9 protein-coding genes are annotated in these 9855 nt (G+C 72.7%); 1 reads left to right on the forward strand and 8 read right to left on the reverse strand.

Annotation, left to right across the window (positions count from 1 at the left end; translation table 11 throughout):
- Nucleotides 1-50: 50 nt before the first annotated feature.
- The 8 genes from ACFV0Q_RS22955 to ACFV0Q_RS22990 all read right to left on the reverse strand — a co-directional run bounded on the left by ACFV0Q_RS22955 (nucleotide 51) and on the right by ACFV0Q_RS22990 (nucleotide 7874).
- On the reverse strand, nucleotides 51-2069 hold the full coding sequence (locus tag ACFV0Q_RS22955; RefSeq protein ID WP_385008174.1) for an RICIN domain-containing protein: 2019 nt from the start codon (nucleotides 2067-2069) through the stop codon (nucleotides 51-53).
- A 424-nt stretch (nucleotides 2070-2493) separates the two neighbouring features.
- Entirely contained in the window at nucleotides 2494-2826 is a 333-nt protein-coding gene (locus ACFV0Q_RS22960; RefSeq protein WP_385008175.1) for a TcmI family type II polyketide cyclase, read from the reverse strand.
- 68 nt (nucleotides 2827-2894) lie between these two features.
- Complete coding sequence (locus ACFV0Q_RS22965; RefSeq protein WP_385008176.1) at nucleotides 2895-3377, reverse strand: SRPBCC family protein; 483 nt, start codon at nucleotides 3375-3377, stop codon at nucleotides 2895-2897.
- Between the two features lies 1 nt (nucleotide 3378).
- Nucleotides 3379-3633 (reverse strand): phosphopantetheine-binding protein, encoded by a 255-nt coding sequence (locus ACFV0Q_RS22970; RefSeq protein WP_266579792.1) that lies wholly within the window; start codon nucleotides 3631-3633, stop codon nucleotides 3379-3381.
- Nucleotides 3634-3709: 76 nt separating this feature from the next.
- Nucleotides 3710-4963, reverse strand: a complete 1254-nt coding sequence (locus ACFV0Q_RS22975; RefSeq protein WP_385008177.1) for a ketosynthase chain-length factor — start codon at nucleotides 4961-4963, stop codon at nucleotides 3710-3712.
- The gene (locus ACFV0Q_RS22980; RefSeq protein WP_385008178.1) at nucleotides 4960-6231 is read right to left on the reverse strand and encodes a beta-ketoacyl-[acyl-carrier-protein] synthase family protein; all 1272 of its coding nucleotides are present in this window, start codon (nucleotides 6229-6231) and stop codon (nucleotides 4960-4962) included. Before ACFV0Q_RS22980 ends, ACFV0Q_RS22975 begins: the two co-directional genes overlap by 4 nt.
- Entirely contained in the window at nucleotides 6228-6674 is a 447-nt protein-coding gene (locus ACFV0Q_RS22985) for a cupin domain-containing protein (protein WP_266579798.1), read from the reverse strand. The genes ACFV0Q_RS22980 and ACFV0Q_RS22985 overlap by 4 nt, the downstream gene beginning before the upstream one ends.
- A 102-nt stretch (nucleotides 6675-6776) precedes the next feature.
- A complete protein-coding gene (locus tag ACFV0Q_RS22990) occupies nucleotides 6777-7874 on the reverse strand; it encodes a SchA/CurD-like domain-containing protein (RefSeq protein WP_385008179.1) in 1098 nt (365 codons plus the stop codon).
- A gap of 307 nt (nucleotides 7875-8181) precedes the next feature.
- Between ACFV0Q_RS22990 and ACFV0Q_RS22995 the strand changes: the two genes are divergently transcribed.
- Entirely contained in the window at nucleotides 8182-9816 is a 1635-nt protein-coding gene (locus ACFV0Q_RS22995; RefSeq protein ID WP_385008180.1) for an FAD-dependent oxidoreductase, read from the forward strand.
- Nucleotides 9817-9855: the final 39 nt, after the last annotated feature.

Raw genomic sequence — 9855 nt, forward strand, 5'->3', positions numbered from 1 at the left:
CCGCGGGCGCGGCGCCGCGGGGGGCGCCCCCCCCCCCCCCCCACGGCGGGTCAGCCCGCCTTGCGGACCGTCCAGGCCTGCGCCGGACGGCCGTCCGCGCGCTGGAGGTCGAGCAGCCAGTTCCCGTAGTAGGGGCGGCCGCTGACCGTGAGGGCGAATCCGCCGCTCGGGTCGGTGACGGCCACCGCGCCGTCGCGGGAGTTCAGCCGCCACTGCTGGTCGGCGCTGTTCCCGCAGGGCCGCTGGGCGACCCACATCCCGGCGGCGGGGGTGCCGCCCGGCTGGAGGCACTTGCCGGAGACGGCGGAGCGGATCCGGACGAGCCCGTTCCCGGCGTCGTCGAAGTACCACTGCTGCTGCGCGTAGCCGTTGGTCCGGCCGGCCACGAGGACCGTGCCGTCGGCGGTGCGGCCGTCCCACAGCTCGGCGGCCATGCCGCTGCTGCCGTTGCCGAGCACGTAGCGGGCGCCGGGGGTGGTGGCGCCGCCGCCGGTGGCGGTCGTACGGAAGGACGTGGCCTTGCCCGGGCCGCTGTCACGGCCGGCGGTGTCCCGGACCGAGACGGAGGCCGTGTACTCGGTGCCCGCCTTCAGGCCGTAGACGCGCAGGGAGGTGGACTGGACCCAGGTCAGGTGCTTGCCGTTCAGCAGCACCTGGTACCAGGCGGCGCCGTCCGTGCGGGGCCAGCTCAGCACCACCGAGTCGGCCTGGATCTGACCGGCCGTCACCGCAGGTCCGCCGCCCGTGGGCTTCTTGGTCGGGGAGGGCGTGGGCTTCGCCGTGGGGCTCGGGCTCGGGTTCGGGTTCGGACCCGTACCGCCGCCGTCGGCGCGCATCAGGAACTGGTTGTCGGCGATGTTCCAGTGGGTGGCGAGGTAGCTGCCCGCCTTCGGGCTGGTGTGGAAGTAGTCGTCGTGGTTGCAGTCCAGGATGTTCTCGGAGGCCTGGTTCGTGCACACGTTGCGCATCTGCGGGTAGTACGGGGTGTCCGAGTAGCACATGACGTCGAACTCGTCCGTGCAGTGCGCGCCGCGGCTGGTGTTGGGGGCGCTGTTGTTGACCGCGCCGAGGTTGTGGCCGAGTTCGTGCGCGGCGGTGTGGCCGCCCCAGCAGCCCGAGTCGGTGCGCCCGTAGGAGGGGCCGAAGTTGCTCAGGTTGTTCTGGCCGGGCCGCTCGTCGCCGTTGAAGGTGCCGATGCCGCAGTAGATCTGGGTGTCCGCGAAGATCATGTACTTGCGGTCGCGGCGGTCGAGGCCCTTGCCGGCGAGCGCGGCGTTGGTGGCGCTGAACTCCGCGAGCGCGGAGTCCGGGAGCTCGATGCTGATCACGGACGGGGTGCAGTCGGCGGCCGTGACGTAGCGGATGTGGCGGATCCCGCCGGTCTCCTTGGCGCTGGCCGCGTAGATGAGGTCGGCGTCGGCCGCCCACTTGCGGAACGAGGCCAGGTACTCGGCGTACCGGTCGCGGCCCGGGCCGTGCGCGTAGACGACCTGGACGCGGTTGCCGGAGGTGCCGTCGCCGTCGCACTGGACGGTCTGGCCGGCCGGACCGGCCGCGATGCCCTGGCTGCCGGAGGCCGGCGGGGCCGGGGCCTTGGCCGCGGCGGCGGTGCCCGCGGTGCGGGCGTCGGCGGCGGGCGCGTCCTGAGGACGCCCGCCGCCTTCCGTGGCGGCCGGGTCGGCGGCGGCGGGGGCGGCGGGGTCGGCCGCCGGGGCCTTGGTGCGGACCACGGGCTGGACGTCCCGCTTGATGTCCACGCCGCCGGGGGGAGCGTCGGGGCCGTGGGTGCAGAGCCCGGCGTCCGTGCGGTAGACGCCGACGCAGCGGTCGCCCTTGGCGGCGGGGGCGAGCCCGTCGTAGACCATGCCGCGGGCGTTCTCGTTCGCCGGGGCGGCCGCGAGGGCCGCCGGTTCCGCGTCCCGGGCCGGTGCGGAAGCCGGTTCGGCGGGCGCACCGGCCCCCGAGGCCAGTGCGGGAGTGGTCGCCTCGGCGTCCGGGCCGAGGCCGGAGTACGCGATCCCGCCGGCGATCACCGCCGCCGTCGCCATGGCGGCGGTGAGGAGTATCAAGCGGCGGGGTTTACGGCGGTGTTCACGCGGTCTGCGTCGCCGGCCGGCCGTGTGTCGTGCTGTCATGCGCACCTCAAGTCCTGGTCAGGAGAGTGGGTGCGCGGAAGCTTGCCAGATGGATGCCGTGGAGAATTCGGACAAACGGGAGCCGGGTCCAGGAAATCTATCCGTTACCTTCTGGCTTGATTTGATGAACCGTCAATTCCCAATGAAATCAAGGGAGTTACGCGCGTTGCGCGGGAAAGGTCCAGGCCATTAAAGGGATGTCGTTATCAAATCGAGATAAGGGGTTCGGGCTTATTGACGGCAATTCAGTCAGGTATTCACGTAAAAACTACCTGCCGAATTCCTTCCGTCACGAGCGGTGGCCGTGGGTGCCCAGGCCGCCCGGCCGGTGCGGCGGCGGCAAGGGCACCCGTACGGACTAGCGGGCGGCGTCCCGCTCCCAGCGGTAGAACCGGTGGGCCATGGCGTCCTTCGGGCTCCGCCAGGTCTCCGGGTCGTGCGGGCTGATGAAGGCCGACAGCCGGTCGCTGAGGTCGCGGAACTCCGGGTGGCCCGTGACCTGCGCGATGGCCGGACCGGGGTCCTCGTCGGACTCGATCAGGTGCAGGTACACGTCCCCGAACTGGAAGAGACTGCGGCGGCTGACCCCGACCAGGTGGGGCAGCTCACCCGCGTCCGAGGCGGCGAACAGGCCGGCGATGTCGGGTGCCGAACCGGGCGCCATGCGGGCCACGATGAGGGCTTGGTGCATCGGGAGGGTTGCCTTTCGACTCGGGAGAGTGGGGGTGGGGTGGGGGAGGCGGACCGGAGGGGTCCGCCTCAGCGGCGGGCGGCGGCCGGCTTGCGGCTGCCCCGCTCCCGCTGCTCGATCTTGTCCCGGATCAGTTCCATCTGGATGCGGGAGTTGTGGTTGATGCGGTCGGTCATCCCCGCGTCGTCGATCGGCGCGTCCGGCTTCATCGCGAAGTCCTGGACCCACCGCATCCGGGTGCCGCCGCCGGGCGCCTCCCCGTACTCCCAGTGGATGTCCATGTGCGCGAACGGGCCGGTCTCGACCCGGCGGGCCTTCACCGTGAGGCCGTCGCGGTCCACGGTGCGCTCCGAGACCCAGCTCCACACCACCCCGTTCTCGTCGGGGTGCATGGCGAGGCGGAACCGGGTGGTGTTCCCGGCCTTCTCGAGGATCTCGATCGACGCGTACTCGCTGAACAGCTCCGGCCAGTTGGGGAGGTCGTTCGTGACGTCCCAGACGACGTCGACGGGCGCGTTGACGGTGATCTCGTTGTCGGTGTGTCCAGGCATGTCAGGCTCCGGTCATGAGGCTGTTGTTGACGAGGTCGATGAACTCTCGGGGGCTCTTGCAGCGGTCCGCGTCCGTGGGCAGCGCGCGGCCCCGCCGGTTCTCCAGCTCACCGACGATGCCGAGCAGGCCCAGCGAGTCCAGCCCGTAGTCGTCGAACTGGGAGTCCGGACGGCTCGCGAGCTCGGAGGGGTCGACGGTGATGCCGGCGCTCTTCATGAGCTTCGCCAGCTCTTCGATGGTCAGTCGGTCGGACATGGTGCCTTCTCTCTGTTCCTGCTTCCGGGGGCCGCGCCGAACTCTGCGCGGCCCTGACCAACCGGGGTCCCGATCCCTACCGGCGGGATTCGGGCCCTGTGCGGAGGACGATCGCCGCGTTCGACCCCATCCGGCCCCGGCTCAGCACGAGCGCGGTCCGCAGGGAGGTGACACGGGCGCTGCCGGTGACCACGTCGAGGTCGTGGCAGACGTCGAAGACGTTCGGGGTCGGCGGCACCACCCCGTGTTCCAGGGCCAGTACGGCCGCGGCCGTGTCGAGGGTGCCGGCCGCGCAGTACGCACGCCCGGTCCCGGTCTTGGGAGCGGTCACGGGCACCTTCGAGCCGTGCCCGCCGAGCGCGTCGTGGATCGCCCGCACCTCCGCCGCGTCGGCCTCGGGCGTGCCCAGGGCGTCCGCGAAGACCACGTCCACCTCCTCGGGGGCGCAGCCCGCCTCCCGCAGCGCGCCGCGGATGGCGTGGGCCAGGCCCTCGCCGGACTCGTCCGGCCGCAGGGTCCCGGTGAAGGTGGCGGCGTGGCCGGCCAGCAGGGCCCGGACCGTCGCGCCCCGCCGCCGGGCGGCCTCCGCGTCCTCGACGACGAACATCGCGCCGCCCTCGGCCGGTACGAACCCGCACGCCTTGTCCGTGAAGGGCCGGTAGGCGCGCTCCGGATCGTCCCCGGCGCTGAGGCCCTCGTAGCCGAGCTGGCAGACCACCGAGTACGGGGCGAGCGGGGCCTCCGTCGCACCGACCAGCATGGCCCGGCTGCCCTGGCGGATCGCCCGGGCCGCGTGCGCGAAGGCGTCCAGCCCGCCCGCCTCGTCGCTCGCCACGACCCCGCACGGGCCCTTGAACCCGCGCCGGATGGAGATCTGGCCGGTGCTGGCCGCGTAGAACCAGGCGATCGACTGGTACGGGCCGACGTAGCGGGGGCCCTGCCCCCACAGCCGCTGGAGCTCGCGCTGCCCGAACTCGCCGCCGCCCGAGCCGGCCGCCGTGACGACGCCCACCGCGTACGGGTCGTCCTCGTAGTCGGCCCGGCCGAGCCGGGCGTGTTCCAGCGCCAGGTCGGCGGCGGCCAGCGCGTAGTGGCTGAAGCGGTCGGTCTGTACGAGGAACCGCTCCTCGACCAGCGCCCCGGGGTCGAAGCCCCGTACCTCGCCCGCGACCCGCACGGGAAGGTGCTCGCAGCCCTGCCGGGTCACCCGGTCCAGGACGCTGTCGCCCGCCTGGGTCGCCTTCCAGAAGGCGTCCGCGCCGATCCCGTTGGGCGCGACGACCCCGATGCCCGTGACGGCCACCGTCTTGCCGGCTGTACGGCTGTTCACGCGCGTACCTCCTTGGGCTGGGTCAGGACGACGGCGGACTGGAAGCCGCCGAATCCGCTGCCGACGGACAGCACGCTGCGCAGGGTGTGGCTGCGGGCGGTGCGCGGCACGTAGTCCAGGTCGCATTCGGGGTCGGGGGTCTCGTAGTTCGCGGTCGGCGGCACCACGTGGTGGGTCATCGCCAGGACGCAGGCCGCGAGTTCGATCGCCCCGATGGCGCCGAGGGAGTGCCCCACCATCGACTTGATGGAGGTCATCGGCGTCTTGTAGGCGTGGTCCCCGAGCACCCGCTTGACGGCCGCCGTCTCGTGGCGGTCGTTCTGCTTGGTGCCGGAGCCGTGCGCGTTGACGTAGTCGATCTCACCGGAGCCGACCCTGGCCTCGGCCAGGGCCGTTTCTATGGCCCGGGCCATCTCCAGGCCCTCGGCGGTCAGTCCCGTCATGTGGTGGGCGTTGCCGAAGGTGGCGTACCCGGCTATCTCGCAGTAGACGGTCGCACCACGCGCCCGGGCGTGCTCCAGTTCCTCCAGGACCAGCACGGCGCCGCCCTCGCCGAGGACGAAACCGTCCCGGTCGGCGTCGAAGGGCCGGGAGGCGTGCGCCGGGTCGTCGTTGTTCGCCGACGTGGCCTTGATGGCGTCGAAGCAGGCCACGGTGATGGGGGAGACCGGGGAGTCCGACGCCCCCGCGATGCATACGTCCATCCGGCCCTCCTGGATGGCGTGCACGGCGTAGCCGACGGCGTCGAGCCCCGAGGTGCAGCCCGTGGAGACGGTCTGCACCGGGCCGCGCGCCCCCGTCTGCTCCGCCACCGCCGAAGCGAGGGTGGCGGGCGTGAACGCGCGGTGCAGGAAGGGCGAGGACAGCCGGTGGTCCACGTCCCACCAGTCGCCCCGCTGGCTGACCGCGACGTAGTCGTGCTCCAGCCGGGTGGTACCGCCGACCGCCGTGCCCAGGGAGACGCCGGTGCGCCAGGCGCCCTCGCCGTCGAGTTCCAGGCCGGAGTCGGCCACCGCCTCGCGGGCGGCGACCAGGGCGAACTGGATGTACCGGTCCGCCCGGGCCGCTTCGTCCTCGCTCAGGCCGTGCTCGGCCGGGTCGAAATCGACCTCGGCGGCTATCCGGGAGCGGAACCCGGACGGGTCGAAGAGGGTGATCCCCCTGGTCGCCGTGCGGCCGTTGGACAGCAGGTCCCAGAAGGCGGGGGCGCCGATGCCGCCCGGGGCCACGACACCGACCCCGGTCACGGCCACCCGCCGGCGGGTCACGAAACCACTCCCGTGCGCTCCGGCGGGCGCTCCGCCCACCCGGACGCCTCGGGGTTCGGGGCTTCCTCGGTGTCGACGTGCCCGAGCTCGGGGCGCGGGGCGAGCGGGCCCAGGTGGAAGACCATCCGGGCCTCGGTGTCGCCGACGTTGCGGAAGCGGTGGCGCATGTTCAGCGGTACGAGCAGCCCCTGGTCGGTGCGCAGCGGGTGCGTCTCGCCGTCGAGGTCGACCTCCAGGCTGCCGGCCACCACGTACACGAACTCCTCGGAGTACGGGTGGTAGTGCTCGGCGATCGACTCGCCCGGCGCCATCACCGCCAGGCCCATGAAACCGCTGGTCGAGCCCACCGACGTCGGGGTGAGGACGGCACGCAGATCACCTCCGCGCCTGCGGTTGGGCTGGGTCTCGCTGAGGTCGACGATGCGCGGGTGATGTCTGGTCATGCTGACTTCCTCCTGGCGGATCGGGAGCCTGGCGGTGCGCATGGGCTGCCGGGTGGGGGTGGGGGGTGGTACGGGGGGAGGGGCTGGTGGGGTGCGTCCGGATCAGGCCTGCGCCGGAGCGTGCCGGTCGGTGATCGGGTTCATGGGGTGGGGGGCGTCCGCCACACCGGCGGGCTCCCCGGCGAGCAGGCGCCGCAGCACCGCCGCCTTGCGGGGGCCGTCGATGCCGAAGCCGCCGGCGAAGCGGCCGTCGGCCGGCCCGCGGACGTCGAGGAGCCGTACGACGACGTCGTCCCGCTGGAAGATGCTGCTGCTCAGCACGGGACTGGTCGGCAGCTTCGCGGCCGCCTCGTCCTGCCCGGCGAGGAAGCGCGCCACGAGCGGACCGCAGCCGGGCTTGGCCGGGTAGTACAGGGCGTGCCGCGTCACCTCCGTCGGCTGCGGGCCCTGCGCGGCCACGTGGTGGACGGCCGGGAGGGCCGCGCGCATGAAGAACATCCGCGCGGACTCCGGATCGGCCAGGTCCCGGTCCTGCTCCAGGTACGGGTTGATGGCCTGCTCCACGGCGCGCACCTCGGGCTGCTCCGACACGTGCCGCAGCGCCGCCGTCAGGTCGCCCTGCACCTCGACCGCCCGCACGACCCGGTTGCCGTGCATGAACAGGGAGGTGCGGCACAGCCGGGTGTGGTCGTCGACGCGGGCCTGCGGGGAGTCGTACGAGGACAGGATCTTCGCGACCTGCTTCTCGCTGCCCGGCTTGACCGTGAAGGTCAGCGCGTGCCGGACGATGCCCGCGCCGAGCCGGGGCGCGCCCTGGAGCCGGGCACCCACCGCCCGCTGCGGGGCCTCGTAGCGCTTGCCGGTCTCCCGCAGGACGGTGAACGTCAGCGGGCGCATCGAGCGGGCACAGGCGCCCAGCGGGCGGACCTGCTCGGCGTGCTCCTCGCTGTTCACCCAGGCGAGGTACTGGGGCGCGCTCTCCCACTCGCTGGTGATCAGCCACTGCGAGGGGTTCGCGAAGGACTGGCAGAGCTGGTCGCCCAGGTGCCCGGGCACCGACGCGATGTCGTGCCGGAGCCGCTCGTAGGCGTCGAAGAAGCGCTGCTGCGCGCCCTCGTGGAGGTCCATCAGCAGGACGACCCGGAGCATGGAGCCGTCGAAGGCGGACTGCGACACCCGTTCGGACAGGGTGGTTGTCATTTCCTCACTCCTTCGTGAGTGCACCGAGACCGGCACGTAGGCGCTCACCTGCGTCGTTCGGCGGCAACTGCCCGGGGGCGCGGGGCCCGCCGGCCGGTGGCTACGGGTCCGCGGGCCTCCGCGGTCGGGGACGGCGGGTGGTGGTGCCGAGAGGGGCCGCCGCTGTCGCTCATCGTCATCCGGCCGGGTGCGGATCGCTACGGATCCGGATCAAGCGGGAGACAACACGCGACTCGCCAGGGCGACAACCCTGATCGGGGGCATAAGGCGTCCACTGCCCCCCACACGAAACAGGAGCCCGCAGCTGATGGAAGAGCATGCCGATGTTCGCGTACCGGTCCTCGTCGTGGGCGGCTCCCTCGTGGGCCTGTCCACCTCGCTGTTCCTGAGCCGCCACGGCATCAGGCACCTGCTGGTCGAGAAGCACGCCGGTACCTCCGTGCACCCCCGCGGCCGCGGAATCAACGCCCGGACGATGGAACTGTTCCGCACGGCGGGAGTCGAACCCGCCATCCGCAAGGAAGCCTCCGCCCTTGAGGCCAATCAGGGCATCCTGCAGACCCAGTCCTCGCTCGTCGGCGGTGAGCACAAGTGGCTCATCAAGGCCGTCGACCCGTCCGGGGCGCTCACCAAGTTCAGCCCCACCGGCTGGTGCCTGTGCAGCCAGAACAACATCGAGCCGGTACTGGCCGCGCAGAGCCGCGCGCAGGGCGCCGACGTGCGTTTCTCCACCGAACTGATGAGTTTCGACCAGGACGCGAACGGCGTGAGCGCCGTGGTGAAGGACCGTGAGACCGGCGAGCACCTCACCGTGCGCGCCGATTACCTGATCGCCGCCGACGGCCCGCGCAGCCCCGTGCGCGAGGCCCTGCGCATCCGCCAGACGGGCAACGGCGAGCTGTTCCACAACGTGAGCATCGTCTTCCGATCCGAGCGGCTCGCCGGGATCCTGGGCGACCTGCGCTTCATCGTCTGCTACCTGATGAAGCCGGGCGCCGATGGGGCGCTGCTGCCGGTGGACAACGAGACCCAGTGGGTCTTCCACGCCCCCTGGCACCCCGAGACGGGGGAGACCCTGGAGGACTTCACCGAGGAGCGCTGCGTGGCGCAGATCCGCGCGGCCATCGGGGTGCCCGACCTGGACGTGGAGATCGGCGGCAAGGCCCCCTGGCACGCCGCCGAACGGGTCGCGGAGCAGTACCAGGTCGGGCGGGTGTTCGTGGTGGGCGACGCCGCCCACGAGATGTGCCCGACCGGGGCCTTCGGCTCCAACACCGGCATCCAGGACGCGCACAACCTCGCCTGGAAGGTCGCGGCCGTCCTCGGCGGCGCGGCCGGTCCGGAGCTGCTGGAGACCTACGAGGAGGAGCGGCTCCCGGTGGCCCGCGCCACCAGCGAGCGCGCGTCCGCCCGTTCGGCCGAACACAGCCACCCCGGGTACGTACCGCCCCCCACCATGGGCGGCGGCCCGGGCAGCGGGGTCCTCACCACCGCGATGGGCTACTGCTACACGCAGGGCGCGGTCCTCGGCGGCGACCCGTCCCGGCCGGTCATCCCCGAGGCGATGCGCCTCAAGGGCGACGTCGGCACCCGCGCCCCGCACATGTGGCTGACCCGGGCGGGGGAGCGGATCTCCACGGTCGACCTGTACGAGCGCGCGTTCGTGCTGCTCAGCGGCCAGGGGACGCCCTGGCGGAAGGCCGCGGCGGAGGTGGCGCGCACGACGGGCGCGCACCTGGACGCCTACGCCATCGGCTCCGGGCCGGACGCCGATCTGGTCCAGCCGGACGGCGCCGACTGGGCGGAGCTGCACGAGCTGGCGGCCGACGGAGCGGTCCTCGTACGCCCGGACGGGTTCGTCGCCTGGCGTTCGGAAGGAGCGGTCTCGGACCCCCAGGCCGTCCTGCTGGACGCGATGAAGCGGCTCCTGCGGCGCGCCTGACGGCCGGCCGGGCCCGCCCGCTAGCGGCAGGCCCAGCAC

This window comes from Streptomyces sp. NPDC059564 (assembly GCF_042735575.1).
In the GTDB taxonomy this organism is placed as follows: Bacteria; Actinomycetota; Actinomycetes; order Streptomycetales; family Streptomycetaceae; genus Streptomyces.